At 67.7% G+C, this 13,469-nt stretch carries 22 protein-coding genes and 1 pseudogene; 22 read left to right on the top strand and 1 reads right to left on the bottom strand.

Annotation, left to right across the window (positions count from 1 at the left end):
* The first annotated feature begins 81 nt into the window (after positions 1–81).
* The 22 genes from rplN to truA all read left to right on the top strand — a co-directional run bounded on the left by rplN (position 82) and on the right by truA (position 12,993).
* A complete protein-coding gene (rplN, locus tag AB0M20_RS01580; RefSeq protein ID WP_015619002.1) occupies positions 82–450 on the top strand; it encodes a 50S ribosomal protein L14 in 369 nt (122 codons plus the stop codon).
* Positions 447–767, top strand: coding sequence for a 50S ribosomal protein L24 (gene rplX, locus AB0M20_RS01575; RefSeq protein WP_364291998.1), 321 nt, complete (start codon positions 447–449; stop codon positions 765–767). The genes rplN and rplX overlap by 4 nt, the downstream gene beginning before the upstream one ends.
* Positions 767–1,351, top strand: a complete 585-nt coding sequence (rplE, locus tag AB0M20_RS01570; protein ID WP_364291951.1) for a 50S ribosomal protein L5 — start codon at positions 767–769, stop codon at positions 1,349–1,351. Before rplX ends, rplE begins: the two co-directional genes overlap by 1 nt.
* Before the next feature lie 2 nt (positions 1,352–1,353).
* The gene (locus AB0M20_RS01565; RefSeq protein WP_106130632.1) at positions 1,354–1,539 is read left to right on the top strand and encodes a type Z 30S ribosomal protein S14; all 186 of its coding nucleotides are present in this window, start codon (positions 1,354–1,356) and stop codon (positions 1,537–1,539) included.
* A 113-nt stretch (positions 1,540–1,652) separates the two neighbouring features.
* Positions 1,653–2,060 carry a 30S ribosomal protein S8 gene (rpsH, locus tag AB0M20_RS01560; protein WP_364291947.1) on the top strand — a complete coding sequence of 136 codons (408 nt, stop codon included), beginning with the start codon at positions 1,653–1,655 and terminating at the stop codon, positions 2,058–2,060.
* Positions 2,061–2,075: 15 nt separating this feature from the next.
* Positions 2,076–2,615, top strand: a complete 540-nt coding sequence (gene rplF, locus AB0M20_RS01555; protein WP_364291944.1) for a 50S ribosomal protein L6 — start codon at positions 2,076–2,078, stop codon at positions 2,613–2,615.
* A complete protein-coding gene (gene rplR / locus AB0M20_RS01550) occupies positions 2,612–3,007 on the top strand; it encodes a 50S ribosomal protein L18 (RefSeq protein WP_364291941.1) in 396 nt (131 codons plus the stop codon). The genes rplF and rplR overlap by 4 nt, the downstream gene beginning before the upstream one ends.
* Positions 3,008–3,019: 12 nt before the next feature.
* On the top strand, positions 3,020–3,643 hold the full coding sequence (rpsE, locus tag AB0M20_RS01545) for a 30S ribosomal protein S5 (protein ID WP_364291938.1): 624 nt from the start codon (positions 3,020–3,022) through the stop codon (positions 3,641–3,643).
* Complete coding sequence (gene rpmD / locus AB0M20_RS01540; protein ID WP_364291935.1) at positions 3,643–3,825, top strand: 50S ribosomal protein L30; 183 nt, start codon at positions 3,643–3,645, stop codon at positions 3,823–3,825. The genes rpsE and rpmD overlap by 1 nt, the downstream gene beginning before the upstream one ends.
* Positions 3,825–4,268, top strand: a complete 444-nt coding sequence (gene rplO, locus AB0M20_RS01535) for a 50S ribosomal protein L15 (protein WP_364291932.1) — start codon at positions 3,825–3,827, stop codon at positions 4,266–4,268. The genes rpmD and rplO overlap by 1 nt, the downstream gene beginning before the upstream one ends.
* 214 nt (positions 4,269–4,482) lie before the next feature.
* Entirely contained in the window at positions 4,483–5,829 is a 1,347-nt protein-coding gene (secY, locus tag AB0M20_RS01530) for a preprotein translocase subunit SecY (RefSeq protein WP_364291995.1), read from the top strand.
* 65 nt (positions 5,830–5,894) lie between these two features.
* On the top strand, positions 5,895–6,548 hold the full coding sequence (locus AB0M20_RS01525) for an adenylate kinase (protein ID WP_364291929.1): 654 nt from the start codon (positions 5,895–5,897) through the stop codon (positions 6,546–6,548).
* A 7-nt stretch (positions 6,549–6,555) separates the two neighbouring features.
* The gene (map, locus tag AB0M20_RS01520; RefSeq protein WP_364291992.1) at positions 6,556–7,407 is read left to right on the top strand and encodes a type I methionyl aminopeptidase; all 852 of its coding nucleotides are present in this window, start codon (positions 6,556–6,558) and stop codon (positions 7,405–7,407) included.
* Positions 7,408–7,488: 81 nt separating this feature from the next.
* Positions 7,489–8,007 carry a DUF1707 domain-containing protein gene (locus tag AB0M20_RS01515; protein ID WP_364291926.1) on the top strand — a complete coding sequence of 173 codons (519 nt, stop codon included), beginning with the start codon at positions 7,489–7,491 and terminating at the stop codon, positions 8,005–8,007.
* A gap of 238 nt (positions 8,008–8,245) precedes the next feature.
* On the top strand, positions 8,246–8,467 hold the full coding sequence (infA, locus tag AB0M20_RS01510; RefSeq protein ID WP_007073013.1) for a translation initiation factor IF-1: 222 nt from the start codon (positions 8,246–8,248) through the stop codon (positions 8,465–8,467).
* 34 nt (positions 8,468–8,501) lie between these two features.
* Complete coding sequence (rpmJ, locus tag AB0M20_RS01505; protein WP_023358216.1) at positions 8,502–8,615, top strand: 50S ribosomal protein L36; 114 nt, start codon at positions 8,502–8,504, stop codon at positions 8,613–8,615.
* A 148-nt stretch (positions 8,616–8,763) separates the two neighbouring features.
* The gene (gene rpsM, locus AB0M20_RS01500) at positions 8,764–9,144 is read left to right on the top strand and encodes a 30S ribosomal protein S13 (protein WP_364291923.1); all 381 of its coding nucleotides are present in this window, start codon (positions 8,764–8,766) and stop codon (positions 9,142–9,144) included.
* A gap of 77 nt (positions 9,145–9,221) precedes the next feature.
* Positions 9,222–9,629, top strand: coding sequence for a 30S ribosomal protein S11 (gene rpsK / locus AB0M20_RS01495; protein WP_014440747.1), 408 nt, complete (start codon positions 9,222–9,224; stop codon positions 9,627–9,629).
* A 16-nt stretch (positions 9,630–9,645) separates the two neighbouring features.
* Entirely contained in the window at positions 9,646–10,272 is a 627-nt protein-coding gene (rpsD, locus tag AB0M20_RS01490) for a 30S ribosomal protein S4 (protein WP_364291920.1), read from the top strand.
* Between the two features lie 81 nt (positions 10,273–10,353).
* The gene (locus AB0M20_RS01485) at positions 10,354–11,376 is read left to right on the top strand and encodes a DNA-directed RNA polymerase subunit alpha (protein WP_189079649.1); all 1,023 of its coding nucleotides are present in this window, start codon (positions 10,354–10,356) and stop codon (positions 11,374–11,376) included.
* A 77-nt stretch (positions 11,377–11,453) separates the two neighbouring features.
* Positions 11,454–12,029: a 50S ribosomal protein L17 gene (gene rplQ, locus AB0M20_RS01480; RefSeq protein WP_364291917.1), complete on the top strand. Its 576-nt coding sequence runs from the start codon at positions 11,454–11,456 to the stop codon at positions 12,027–12,029.
* Positions 12,030–12,162: 133 nt separating this feature from the next.
* A complete protein-coding gene (gene truA, locus AB0M20_RS01475) occupies positions 12,163–12,993 on the top strand; it encodes a tRNA pseudouridine(38-40) synthase TruA (protein ID WP_364291989.1) in 831 nt (276 codons plus the stop codon).
* Here truA and AB0M20_RS01470 read toward each other — a convergent pair.
* Positions 12,971–13,469: pseudogene (locus AB0M20_RS01470) on the bottom strand (hypothetical protein); the annotation flags it as partial. The gene truA and the pseudogene AB0M20_RS01470 overlap by 23 nt on opposite strands.

Genomic DNA, 13,469 nt, shown 5'->3' with positions numbered 1-13,469 from the left:
CATAGACGGTCTTAAGGCAGTCGTTCCGCCAAGCTCCGACCGCGATCAGCGGCGGAGAACTGGCAGACATAGGAGACAGACGTGATCCAGCAGGAGTCGCGACTGCGTGTCGCCGACAACACGGGTGCCCGGGAGATCCTGTGCATCCGGGTGCTCGGTGGCTCCGGTCGCCGGTACGCGAGCATCGGCGACGTGATCGTGGCCACCGTCAAAGACGCCATCCCCGGCGCCGGTGTGAAGAAGGGTGACGTCGTCAAGGCGGTCATCGTCCGCACCGCCAAGGAGAAGCGCCGGCCCGACGGCTCGTACATCCGTTTCGACGAGAACGCCGCCGTCATCATCAAGGATGGCGGGGACCCCCGCGGCACGCGTATCTTCGGCCCGGTCGGCCGTGAGCTGCGCGACAAGCGTTTCATGAAGATCATCAGCCTGGCGCCGGAGGTGCTCTGACCGTGAAGATCAAGAAGGGCGACACGGTCGTCGTCATCGCCGGTAGGGACAAGGGCGCCAAGGGCAAGGTCATTGCGGCCTACCCGCGGCAGGACAAGGTCCTCGTCGAGGGCGTGAACCGCGTCAAGAAGCACGAGCGCATCCGTACGACCCAGCGCGGCGCCAAGACCGGCGGCATCGTCACGCAGGAAGCGCCGATCCACATCTCGAACGTGCAGATCGTGGACTCGGACGGCAAGCCGACCCGGGTCGGCTACCGCGTCGACGACAACGGCCAGAAGGTCCGCATCGCGCGAAGCACCGGTAAGGATCTGTGATGACTGCCGCTACCCAAACTCAGGAAACTGAGCCCAAGACTCTGCCCCGCCTGAAGCAGAAGTACCGCGACGAAGTCGTGGGCGCTCTGCGGGAGCAGTTCAACTACGGCAACCCCATGCAGATCCCCGGCCTGGTCAAGGTCGTCGTGAACATGGGTGTCGGCGAGGCCGCGCGCGACGCGAAGCTGATCGACGGTGCCGTCCGCGACCTGACCACGATCACCGGCCAGAAGCCGCTGATCCGCCGGGCGACCAAGTCCATCGCGCAGTTCAAGCTGCGTGAGGGCATGCCGATCGGCGCGAAGGTCACGCTGCGCAACGACCGGATGTGGGAGTTCCTGGACCGGTTGCTGTCCATCGCGCTGCCGCGTATCCGTGACTTCCGTGGCCTCGACGGGCGCAAGCTCGACGGGCACGGCAACTACACCTTCGGTCTGACCGAGCAGTCGGTGTTCCACGAGATCGACCAGGACAAGATCGACCGGACCCGCGGCATGGACATCACTGTGGTGACCACGGCCGCGACCGACGACGAGGGCCGGGCGCTGCTCAAGCTCCTGGGCTTCCCGTTCAAGGAGAACTGAGCATGGCGAAGAAGGCGCTGATCCTGAAGGCCGCCGCGAAGCCCAAGTTCGCTGTGCGTGCGTACACCCGCTGCCAGCGTTGTGGCCGGCCGCACTCGGTGTACCGCAAGTTCGGCCTGTGCCGGGTGTGCATTCGCGAGATGGCGCACCGCGGCGAACTGCCGGGCGTATCCAAGGCCTCCTGGTAAACCTCCACAGCCCCGCCGCCGCCCTTGAGCGGACTAAAGGCTGACCTGAATTACCGCTTCGCCGTAGGCCCTGCCCAATGGGGAACCCCGGCGAGAAAGGTTGACGAATACCCATGACGATGACGGACCCGATCGCAGACATGTTGACGCGTCTGCGCAACGCCAACCAGGCGTACCACGACAAGGTGACCATGCCCTTCTCGAAGATCAAGGCGAACATCGCCGAGGTCCTCAAGGCCGAGGGCTACATCGCCTCCTGGTCGGCCGAGGAGCCGGAGGAAGGCACCGTCGGCAAGCGCCTGGTGGTCGAGCTGAAGTACGGCCAGAACCGCGAGCGCAGCCTCGCCGGCATCAAGCGCGTGTCGAAGCCCGGGCTGCGGGTGTACGCGAAGTCCGACGAGCTGCCCCGGGTCCTCGGTGGCCTGGGCGTCGCGATCATCTCGACGTCCCAGGGGCTGCTGACCGACCGGCAGGCCCGCAAGCGGAGCGTGGGCGGGGAAGTCCTCGCCTTCGTCTGGTAACGGGAGACAGAAGACATGTCGCGAATCGGACGTAAGTCGATCCCGGTCCCAGCCGGCGTCGACATCACCATCTCGGGCCAGACCGTCAAGGTCAAGGGCCCCAAGGGCGAGCTCTCGCACACCGTCGCGGAACCGATCACGGTCGAGCACAAGGATGGCGAGCTGCACGTCAACCGGCCCAATGACGAGCGCCGGGCCAAGGAACTGCACGGCCTGTCGCGTACCCTGGTCGCCAACATGATCGTGGGCGTCACCGAGGGCTACAAGAAGACGCTGGAGATCAACGGCACCGGATACCGCGTGACCGCCAAGGGCAAGGACCTCGAGTTCGCCCTGGGCTTCTCGCACCCGGTCCCGGTGCCCGCGCCGGCCGGCATCACCTTCTCGGTGGAGCGGCCGACCCAGTTCACCGTCTCGGGCATCGACAAGCAGCTCGTCGGCGAGGTCGCCGCGAACATCCGGAAGATCCGCCCGCCGGAGCCCTACAAGGGCAAGGGCGTCAAGTACCAGGGCGAGGTCATCCGCCGCAAGGCTGGAAAGGCAGGTAAGAAGTGACCGCCACGCTCCTCAAGCGCCGCAACGGCGGCGGTGTCGCCGCCAAGCGGGCCGTCGGAAAGGCGCGCCGGCACTTCCGGGTCCGCAAGAACATCCGCGGCTCCGCCGAGCGTCCGCGCCTGGTCGTCACCCGGTCCTCGCGGCACATCACCGCGCAGATCGTCGACGACATCAAGGGCCACACGCTCGTCTCGGCCTCCACGCTCGACGCCTCCCTGCGGGGCACCGAGGGTGACAAGAGCTCGCTGGCCACCAAGGTCGGAGCTCTCCTCGCCGAGCGGGCCAAGGCCGCGGGCGTATCCAAGGTCGTCTTCGACCGCGGTGGCAACAAGTACGCCGGGCGCATCGCCGCTCTGGCTACCGCTGCCCGCGAAGCCGGACTCGAGTTCTAGGAAGGAATACCAATGCCTGGTCAGCAGCGCCGTGGCGGCGGGTCCGGCGGCAACAACGAAGGTGGCGGCCGCCGCGACAACCGCCGCGAGGGCGGCCGCGGTAACGCGCCCGTCGACAAGACGCCCCACCTCGAGCGGGTGGTCGCGATCAACCGTGTCGCGAAGGTCGTCAAGGGTGGTCGTCGCTTCAGCTTCACCGCCCTCGTGATCGTCGGTGACGGAGACGGCACCGTCGGCATCGGATACGGGAAGGCCAAGGAGGTGCCCGCGGCGATCGCCAAGGGCGTCGAGGAGGCCAAGAAGCACTTCTTCAAGGTGCCGCGGATCGGTGCGACGATCCCGCACCCGATCACCGGCGAGGCCGCCGCGGGTGTCGTGCTCCTCAAGCCGGCGTCCGCCGGTACCGGCGTCATCGCCGGTGGCCCGGTGCGCGCCGTGCTGGAGTGCGCCGGCATCCACGACGTGCTCAGCAAGAGCCTCGGGTCGTCCAACCCGATCAACATCGTGCACGCGACGGTGGCCGCGCTGAAGGGCCTCGAGTCGCCGGAGCAGGTCGCGTCCCGGCGCGGTCTTCCGGTCGAGGATGTGGCGCCGGCGGCCATGCTGGCGGCGCGTGCGGAAGCGGCGGTGCACTGATGGCCCGGTTGAAGGTCACCCAGACCCGATCCGCGATCGGCCGTAAGCAGAACCAGCGGGACTCCCTGCGGTCGCTCGGCCTGAAGCGGATCAACGATGTGGTGGTCAAGGAGGACCGTCCCGAGATTCGGGGCATGATCTTCGCCGTGAACCACCTGGTGAGCGTCGAGGAGGTCGAGTAATGGCTATCAAGGTCCACCACCTGCGCCCGGCACCCGGCGCCAAGACCGCGAAGACCCGTGTCGGTCGCGGTGAGGGCTCCAAGGGCAAGACCGCCGGTCGCGGTACCAAGGGCTCCAAGGCCCGGAAGAACGTTCCGGCGTCGTTCGAGGGTGGGCAGATGCCCATCCACATGCGCCTGCCCAAGATGAAGGGCTTCCGGGCCCGCAACAAGGTGATCTTCCAGGTCGTGAACCTGGACCGGCTCGCCGAGCTGTTCCCGAACGGCGGCGAGGTCGGCCCGGCGGAGCTCGTCGAGGCCGGTGCGGTCCGCAAGAACCACCCGGTGAAGGTCCTCGGCTCGGGCGACCTGGGCAGCGTGAAGCTGACGGTGTCGGCGCACGCGTTCAGCGAGTCCGCCAAGGAGAAGATCGCAGCAGCCGGTGGGTCCACCACCGAGCTGTGAGGCTTGTGGGGGTGCCGGCCCGGGCGTCGCGAGGCGGCCCGGGCGGCATCCCCTTTGTGACGTCTGATGCACCTCGGTGCCGATGCGGCCACCGTGCCTGACCGCAGGCGTTCACGACTGTTAGAGTCCGTTCCCAGCTAGGGATATCGGTCGTCCGGACCGATGACCACCCCGTCCGCCTGATTCGGCGGTGACCTCGCGCAGGAGGAAGAAGTTGCTCTCCGCCTTTGCCAGTGCGTTCCGAACGCCTGACCTGCGCAAGAAACTGCTGTTCACAGTAGCGATCATTGCGGTCTATCGGCTCGGTGCCACATTGCCCAGCCCCGGCGTGTCCTACACCAACGTACGCAACTGCCTGGACACCCTGGACAAGTCGGGCGAGGCCGGTAGCGTTCTGACGCTGCTCAACCTCTTCTCCGGCGGCGCTCTGCTGCAGCTCTCGATCTTCGCGCTGGGCATCATGCCCTACATCACGGCGTCGATCATCCTGCAGCTGCTCACCGTGGTGATCCCCCGCCTGGAGCAGCTCCGCAAGGAGGGCCAGTCCGGCCAGGCCAAGATCACGCAGTACACGCGCTACCTCACCCTCGGTCTCGCCGTCCTGCAGTCGGCCGCCTTCGTGGCGCTGGCCCGCACCGGTCAGCTCTTCGCCAACCAGTGCCCGCAGGACCAGGCCAACTTCCAGATCATCCCGGAGAACACCGGGATTCCGGTCTGGCTCACGCTGTCCATCCTGGTGCTGACCATGACCGCCGGCACCGGCGTCGTGATGTGGCTGGGTGAGCTGATCACCGACCGCGGCGTCGGCAACGGCATGTCCGTCCTGATCTTCACCTCGATCGCGGCTCGCCTCCCCGGCGAGGGCTGGACGATCAAGGAGAGCAACGGCTGGGCCAAGTTCTGGCTGGTCATCGCTCTGGTGCTGCTGGTCATCACCGCCGTGGTCTTCATCGAGCAGGCCCAGCGCCGCATCCCGGTGCAGTACGCCAAGCGGATGATCGGCCGGCGCATGTACGGCGGCACGTCCACCTACATCCCGCTCAAGGTCAACCAGGCCGGTGTGGTCCCGGTGATCTTCGCGTCCTCGCTGCTCTACCTGCCGCAGCTCTACCTGCAGTTCTTCGACCCGAACAACCTCAAGGGTTATCAGCTGTGGATCCAGGACTGGCTCGCCGACCCGACGAGCTGGATCTACATCACGGTCTACTTCCTGATGATCATCTTCTTCACGTACTTCTACGTCTCGATCACGTTCAACCCGACCGAGGTCGCGGACAACATGAAGAAGTACGGTGGGTTCGTGCCGGGTATCCGCCCGGGCAAGCCGACCGCCGACTACCTGGACTTCATCCTCAGCCGAATCACCCTCCCCGGGGCGCTCTACCTCGGTCTGATCTCCGTGCTGCCGAACTTCTTCTTCATCTGGCTCAATCAGTCGCAGTACCAGAACTTCCCGTTCGGTGGCACCGCGGTTCTGATCATGGTCGGTGTGGGCCTGGAGACGGTGAAGCAGATCGAGAGCCAGCTGATGCAGCGAAACTATGAAGGGTTCCTCCGGTAGTGGGGGCGCGGAGCCGGGGGGCTCTCGCGTGGTCGGTCGGTTCTCACCGAAGCGAGGCGATGTAGGTGCGGCTGGTACTGGTGGGCCCTCCCGGGGCCGGCAAGGGGACCCAGGCTGAGTTCATCGCTGCCCACCTCGCCGTACCGAAGATCTCGACCGGTGACATCTTCCGGGCCAACGTCTCGCAGGGCACGCCGCTGGGCGTGGAGGCGAAACGCTTCATGGACGCCGGTCACCTCGTGCCCGACGAGGTGACCATCAACATGGTCCGTGACCGGCTGGCCGAGCCGGACGCGGGTGACGGGTTCCTGCTGGACGGGTTTCCGCGCACCGTCCCGCAGGCCTCCGCGCTGGACAAGCTGCTCGCCGATCTGGGCACCGCGCTCGATCTGGTGATGGAGCTCGTGGTCGACGACGACGAGGTGATCCGGCGGCTCTCGGGCCGCCGGACCTGCCGTGGCTGCGGCAAGATCTGGCACGTCGAGTTCGATCCGACCAGCAAGGAGAACATCTGCGACCGGTGCGGGTCGGAGCTGTTCCAGCGCGACGACGACAAGGCCGACACGATCGCCGCCCGCCTGGTCGAGTACACGGACAAGACCGCGCCCCTGGTGGACTTCTACGGCGCCCAGGGCAAGCTCGTCGGGATAGACGCCACCGGGCCGGTGGAGGACGTGACAGTGCGCGCCATCGAGGCGTTGCGGTCGTACGGAGGCTAGGCCTGTGATGCGCCGCCAGCAGCTCGACATCCAGATCAAGACACCCGAGCAGATCGAGCTGATGCGTGGTGCCGGCCTCGTGGTCGCCGCCGCGCTGCGGGCGATGCGGGAGGCGGTCGCCCCCGGCGTCAGCACGGCCGACCTCGACGCGATCGCGGAGAAGGTGATCCGCGACGCCGGCGCGGTCCCGTCGTTCAAGGGCTATCAGGGCTTCCCGGCCTCCATCTGCGCCTCGGTGAACGAGCAGGTGGTGCACGGCATCCCGAGCACCGACCAGGTGCTGCGCGAGGGCGACCTGATCTCGCTGGACTGCGGCGCGATCCTGCACGGCTGGCACGGCGACTCGGCGATCACCGTGGGCGTGGGGGAGGCCGACCCGGCCCTGCTGCGGATGGCCGAGGTGGCCGAGGACGCCATGTGGGCCGGCATTGCTGCGGCTGCGCGCGGCGCCGCGAACGGCCGCGGGCGCCTCACCGACATCTCCTTCAACGTGGAGAAGGCGGTCCGCAAAGGTGGCCGCTACGGCATCGTCGACGGTTACGGCGGCCACGGCATCGGCACCGAGATGCACCAGGACCCGCATGTGCTCAACCACGGCAAGCCCGGCAAGGGCCCCAAGCTCGTGGTCGGCATGGCGCTGGCCATCGAGCCGATGATCACGATGGGCTCGCCCCGCACCGTCGAGCTGGACGACGGGTGGACAGTGGTCACTCGCGACCGCTCGGTCGCCGCGCACGTTGAGCACACGATGGCCCTCTGCGACGACGGCGTCTGGGTCACCACCGCGCCGGACGGCGGCCGTGAGCGGCTCGGCGACCTCGTCACGGCCAGGCAGCCGGCGGTGGCCGTCCCGGAGTAACCGGGGCATGGTCGGCCAGATCACCGGCCGGCCGTCCGGCGGGATCGCCGTCCCCGGCGCTGATTTGACAGAATGGTTGGTATGGCCGAGGGGGAGATGCGGGCCGCCGACACCGACCGGCAGGTGGTCGCCGACCGGCTCAAGTCGGCGCTCGACGAGGGGCGCCTGGATCTGCACGAGTACGACGAGCGGCTGCAGCGGGCGTACGCCGCGAAGACCTATGGCGAGCTCGAGAGGCTGACCACCGATCTGCCCGTCAACCAGCAGCTGACGCGTCGCACGGCGGCCCCGCCCTTGGCGGGTGTCGCCGGCTCCGGGGCGACCGACCCCGGCCTCACCCGGCGCTGGGTGATCCACGTCTGGGACGAGTACGTCACCGCCGTCGCCATATGTCTCGCGATCTGGGTGATCGGCGGCATGGCGGGCGACGACGGGTTCGGCTACTTCTGGCCGGCCTGGGTTATCGGCCCGTGGGGGCTGCTGCTGATCTGGCAGACCTTCACCGGGCTGGCGCAGGGCGAGCCGCAGAAGTGGCAGGCCAAGGCCGACCGCAAGAGGGCCAAGAAGGAGCGCAAGACGCCCGAGGAAGCGGAAGACTGAGCTTTTTGTCCGCTTTGTAGCTCACCGACACACCCGACCCAGGGATGCGGCGTGGCGTGGGGGACACCGGTTTGGTGTCGATGCATGTCCGCGCGTACACTGGCTAGTCGGCGCGCAGCGTCCACTCCGCCATGTCCTCAGCGCTTCGAGGGCTGGCCGGAGCCGCGGCTGGATCGATCGCGAGATCGGGTGGTGCTGCGAGCCAGTCCAGGAAATCTGATGTCAGGTAGCGGAGGACATGCCAAAGAAAGACGGAGCCATCGAGATCGAAGGCCGAGTGATCGAGCCCCTGCCCAATGCGATGTTCCGGGTGGAGCTGGCAAACGGTCACAAGGTGCTCGCTCACATCTCCGGCAAGATGCGGCAGCACTACATCCGCATCCTTCCCGAGGACAGAGTCGTCGTCGAGCTTTCGCCGTACGACCTGACCCGTGGGCGCATCGTCTACCGCTACAAGTGACACGTCCCTTCTGAGGCGAAAGACAAGGCAAACCGTGAAGGTCAAGCCGAGCGTCAAGCGGATCTGCAACAAGTGCCGGGTTATCCGCCGGCACGGCCGGGTCATGGTCATCTGTGACGACCCGCGCCACAAGCAGCGTCAGGGCTGACGCCACACCGCAAAAGCTCGTTCCAGCCGCGGTCATTCTTTCTCGATGACGCGCGGCCGCACCCCCGGTCGGAGGCCGGGGCCCGCCCGGGCAGGCGGGAGGGGACGGGCACAGACCTCCGAGTCACATCTGAGGAGTACGCCCGAACATGGCACGACTCGTTGGCGTCGACCTCCCGCGCGAGAAGCGCATGGAGATCGCGCTCACCTACATCTTCGGGGTCGGCCGGACCCGCTCTGTCGAGGCTCTGACCGCGACCGGCATCGACCTGGACAAGCGCGCAAAGGACCTCACGGACGAGGAGCTGGTTCAGCTCCGCGACTACATCGAGGCCAATTTCAAGGTAGAGGGCGACCTGCGCCGCGAGGTCGCCGCGGACATCCGACGCAAGGTCGAGATCGGCTGCTACGCCGGCATCCGTCACCGTCGTGGGCTCCCTGTCCGGGGTCAGCGCACACGGACCAACGCTCGTACCCGCAAGGGTCCGAAGCGCACGGTCGCAGGCAAGAAGAAGCCGGGTCGCAAGTAAGGCCTTAATCGGATTGTGGGCGCGGTCCTCGCGGACTCGCCCCATCTCCCATTGCACAGTAGGAGCGCAGAAGACTTATGCCACCGAAGGCACGCGCTGGGGCCGCCGTCAAGAAGGTCCGGCGCAAGGAACGCAAGAACGTCGCCCACGGGCAGGCGCATATCAAGAGCACCTTCAACAACACCATCGTGTCGATCACCGACCCGACCGGTGCGGTCATCTCCTGGGCTTCCTCCGGGCAGGTGGGCTTCAAGGGCTCCCGCAAGTCGACCCCCTTCGCGGCGCAGCTCGCCGCGGAGGCCGCCGCTCGCCGCGCCATGGAGCACGGCATGCGCAAGGTCGACGTTTTCGTCAAGGGTCCCGGCTCCGGCCGGGAGACCGCGATCCGTTCGCTGCAGGCCGCCGGCCTCGAGGTCGGGCAGATCTCCGACGTCACGCCGCAGCCGCACAACGGGTGCCGTCCGCCGAAGCGTCGCCGGGTCTGAGGGATAGAGAGAGAAGATGGCTCGTTACACAGGTGCGGACTGCAAGCGCTGCCGCCGCGAGAAGATGAAGCTGTTCCTCAAGGGCAGCAAGTGCGATGGTCCGAAGTGCCCGTTCGAGTCCCGGCCGTTCCCGCCCGGGCAGCACGGCCGTGGCCGGACCAAGGAGACCGAGTACCTGCTTCAGCACCGTGAGAAGCAGAAGGCCCGCCGGACGTACGGCGTGCTGGAGAAGCAGTTCCGCGGTTACTACGAGGAGGCGGTGACCAAGCCCGGCAAGACCGGTGAGGTGCTGCTGCAGATCCTCGAGACGCGACTGGACAATGTGGTCTACCGGGCCGGCTACGCCGCGTCCCGCGACATGGCCCGGCAGCTGGTCAAGCACGGCCACTTCCTGGTCAACGGTCACAAGGTCGACATCCCGTCGTACCGCGTGAAGGAACACGACATCGTGACCACGCGTGAGAAGTCGAAGCAGCTCACGCCGTTCGTGATCGCGCAGGCGCAGGCGGGCTCCCGCCCGGTTCCGGCGTGGCTCGAGCCGATCCCGAGCGAGATGAAGATCCTGATCCACTCCCTCCCGGCCCGCGGCGTCATCGACACGCAGGTCCAGGAGCAGTTGATCGTCGAGCTCTACTCGAAGTGATTTGTCGCCCGGCGCCGTCACCGGCGCCGGGCACCCCGACGGGCATCAAATAGCGGGTGCCCCGACAGAAAGAAGAAACACGTGCTCATCAGTCAGCGCCCGAGCCTCTCGGAGGAGTCGCTCAGCGAGACCCGCTCCCGGTTCACCATCGAGCCGCTGGAGCCGGGCTTCGGCTACACCCTCGGTAACTCGCTGCGTCGCACCCTGCTGTCGTCCATCCCGGGCGCGGCCGTGACCAGCATCAAGATCGACGGCGTGCTGCACGAGTTCACCACGATCCCCGGTGTCAAGGAGGACGTGGTCGAGCTGGTCATGAACGTCAAGGACCTCACCGTCAGCTCCGAGCACGACGAGCCGGTCAGCATGTACCTGCGCAAGCAGGGCCCCGGCGACGTCACCGCCGGCGACATCCAGCCCCCGGCCGGTGTCTCGGTGCACAACCCGGACCTCAAGCTGGCCACGCTGAACAGCAAGGGCCGCCTGGACATGGAGCTGACGGTCGAGCGTGGCCGTGGCTACGTGACCGCCGCGCAGAACAAGAACGCGGGCGCGGAGATCGGCCGGATCCCGGTCGACTCGATCTACTCGCCGGTCATGAAGGTGACCTACCGCGTCGAGGCGACCCGTGTCGAGCAGCGGACCGACTTCGACCGCCTGATCATCGACGTCGAGTCGAAGGCGTCGATCTCGCCGCGGACCGCGCTGGCCTCCGCCGGCTCCACGCTGGTCGAGCTCTTCGGCCTGTGCCGTGAGCTGGACGAGACCGCCGAGGGCATCGACATCGGACCGTCCCCCCAGGACGCTCAGCTGGCCGCCGACCTGGCCCTGCCGATCGAGGAGCTGGACCTCACCGTCCGGTCGTACAACTGCCTCAAGCGCGAGGGCATCAACACGGTGGGCGAGTTGATAGGGCGTACGGAGGCCGACCTTCTGGATATAAGGAATTTCGGTCAGAAGAGCATCGACGAGGTCAAGATGAAGCTCGCCGGCATGGGGCTGGGCCTCAAGGACAGCGCGCCGTCCTTCGACCCCGCGCACGTCGTGGACTCGTTCGGCGACGTGGATTACGACACCGACGACTACCGCGAGACCGAGCAGCTCTAACCGGCTGCGCGGCGTTCGCTCCGCTGCCAGAGGCGGCTCCGCCGCACCGCGAGAGAATTTGACGAGGAGCATCAGAAATGCCCACGCCCACCAAGGGTCCCCGCCTCGGCGGCAGCCCGGCGCACGAGAAGCGGCTGCTGGCCAACCTGGCCACGGAGCTCTTCCGGCACGGGAAGATCAAGACCACCGAGACGAAGGCTCGGCGGCTGCGCCCGCTGGCTGAGCAGCTCATCACGAAGGCCAAGCGCGGCGACCTGCACGCTCGCCGCCGCGTCCTGACCATCGTGAAGGACAAGGACGTCGTGTACTCCTTGTTCGAGCAGATCGCTCCGCGGTACGGCAACCGGCCCGGCGGCTACACCCGCATCACCAAGACCGGCGTGCGCAAGGGCGACGCCGCTCCGATGGCCGTGATCGAGCTGGTCGAGGAGCTGCAGGTCGCGGCCACCACCCAGCCTGCGAAGAAGGCGGCCCGCAAGGCCACCGCGCAGCAGGACAAGGTGGAGGCATTGTCGAGGGATGAGGAGCCTGTCGCTTCCTCGTCTTCCGACTCCGTCGATCAGGATTCCGAGCCGCCGGTGAACGCGTCCGGCGACAAGGGTGCCGAAGGCCCCGGCGACCAGGCCGAAGGCGAAGACACTTCCGCCAAGTAATTGCTCTTGGTAAGCCCGGCACCCTTCGTGGGTGCCGGGCTTTACTTCTTTTGCGGGTACGAGCGTTCCGACACGTGACCCGGCTCAGAGGGAGAGGTCCGTCGTGGTCCAGGCCGAATCGCAGGCATCCGGGCTGGAGCCTTTGGTCCGGCTACGGCTCGACGTGTCCTACGACGGCACCGACTTCTCGGGGTGGGCCGCGCAGCCCACCCGCCGAACCGTCGCCGGCTGCCTTCAGGAAGCGCTCGCCGTGCTGGTCGGCGACCTTCCGCTGGGCCTCACCGTGGCGGGCCGGACCGACGCCGGCGTGCATGCGACCGGACAGGTCTGTCACATCGACCTGCCCGCCGCGGTCTACGAGGGTCTCCGGGCCTCCCTGGTGCGCCGGCTGGCCGCGCTGATGCCACCTGACGCCCGCGTCAAGGCGGTCACCGAGGTGCCCGCGACCTTCGACGCCCGGTTCTCGGCCACCTGGCGGCGATACGAGTACCGGGTCGCCGACGTGCCGTGGGGTCCCGAGCCGCTGCGGCGGCGCGACACACTCGGGTGGGTGCGGCCGCTCGATCTGGACCGGCTGCGGGCGGCCGCCGCCGGGCTGGTGGGGGAACACGACTTCGCCGCGTACTGCAAACGCAAGGACAACGCGACCACGGTGCGCGCGATCACCCACCTCGACTGGCACCGCGCCGCGGACGGGGTGGCCATCGCGACCGTGCAGGCCGACGCCTTCTGCCAGGCGATGGTCCGCAGCCTGGTCGGCGCGATGCTCGCCGTCGGCGACGGCCGCCGGGAGCCCGCCTGGCCGGCCGCGTTGCTGCGCCGGACTGAGCGTTCCAGCGAGGTCACGGTCGCGCCCGCGCACGGGCTCACCCTGGTCGCCGTCGGCTATCCGGCCGAGAGCGAGTACGCAACGCGCGCGGACGCCACGCGGCGGCTGCGGGTCAGCCCGCCTGTCGCTCCCTGACGCCGAGGATCTCCTCGCCCAGGTAGGTGTCGAGCAGATCCGTGGTGATCCGGCGAGCGTACGGGTCGTCGGCGGCGACCCTCAGGCCGTCCGGCCGGGAGATCACGCAGTAGAGCAGGTAGTGCCCGCGCTCGTGCCAGAACACGTACGAATCCGGGCGGTCCCGCGGGTCCTGACCGGGCGCGGCCCCGGCCGCCATCGAGGCGAAGCTGCCCTCGCCGGTCTCCACCAACGCGTGCACCTGCCCGGCGACCCGCTTCGCGGCGCCCGCGTCGACCAGGTTGAAGATGCCGGCCGTCACCTGATAGCTGCCGTAGGGCGCGGTCATCGACGCCCGGAGCACCTGGGTGCAGCCGGCGGTGTCCAGCAGCTGCCCGAGCGCCCCGGTGCCGGCCACTTCGCAGTCCGTGTCGATGTGGGTCATCGACACCCGGTACGGCTCGTTGCCCGACTCGAACTGGATCCGCGTCGGGGAG

Source organism: Actinoplanes sp. NPDC051633 (genome assembly GCF_040681735.1).
Lineage (GTDB): Bacteria > Actinomycetota > Actinomycetes > Mycobacteriales > Micromonosporaceae > Actinoplanes.
This window is presented reverse-complemented; position numbering and strand designations above follow the sequence as displayed.

Excerpts from the sequence above, each read along its gene's own strand:
- rpsE (WP_364291938.1), top strand. The coding sequence starts at position 3,020 with ATGCCTGGTCAGCAGCGCCGTGGCGGCGGGTCCGGCGGCAACAACGAA.
- rplF (WP_364291944.1), top strand. The coding sequence starts at position 2,076 with ATGTCGCGAATCGGACGTAAGTCGATCCCGGTCCCAGCCGGCGTCGAC.
- rpsH (WP_364291947.1), top strand. The coding sequence starts at position 1,653 with ATGACGATGACGGACCCGATCGCAGACATGTTGACGCGTCTGCGCAAC.
- rpsD (WP_364291920.1), top strand. The coding sequence starts at position 9,646 with ATGGCTCGTTACACAGGTGCGGACTGCAAGCGCTGCCGCCGCGAGAAG.
- rpsK (WP_014440747.1), top strand. The coding sequence starts at position 9,222 with ATGCCACCGAAGGCACGCGCTGGGGCCGCCGTCAAGAAGGTCCGGCGC.
- rplQ (WP_364291917.1), top strand. The coding sequence starts at position 11,454 with ATGCCCACGCCCACCAAGGGTCCCCGCCTCGGCGGCAGCCCGGCGCAC.
- infA (WP_007073013.1), top strand. The coding sequence starts at position 8,246 with ATGCCAAAGAAAGACGGAGCCATCGAGATCGAAGGCCGAGTGATCGAG.
- rpsM (WP_364291923.1), top strand. The coding sequence starts at position 8,764 with ATGGCACGACTCGTTGGCGTCGACCTCCCGCGCGAGAAGCGCATGGAG.
- rplE (WP_364291951.1), top strand. The coding sequence starts at position 767 with ATGACTGCCGCTACCCAAACTCAGGAAACTGAGCCCAAGACTCTGCCC.
- map (WP_364291992.1), top strand. The coding sequence starts at position 6,556 with ATGCGCCGCCAGCAGCTCGACATCCAGATCAAGACACCCGAGCAGATC.
- AB0M20_RS01515 (WP_364291926.1), top strand. The coding sequence starts at position 7,489 with ATGGCCGAGGGGGAGATGCGGGCCGCCGACACCGACCGGCAGGTGGTC.
- rpmD (WP_364291935.1), top strand. The coding sequence starts at position 3,643 with ATGGCCCGGTTGAAGGTCACCCAGACCCGATCCGCGATCGGCCGTAAG.
- AB0M20_RS01565 (WP_106130632.1), top strand. The coding sequence starts at position 1,354 with ATGGCGAAGAAGGCGCTGATCCTGAAGGCCGCCGCGAAGCCCAAGTTC.
- rplO (WP_364291932.1), top strand. The coding sequence starts at position 3,825 with ATGGCTATCAAGGTCCACCACCTGCGCCCGGCACCCGGCGCCAAGACC.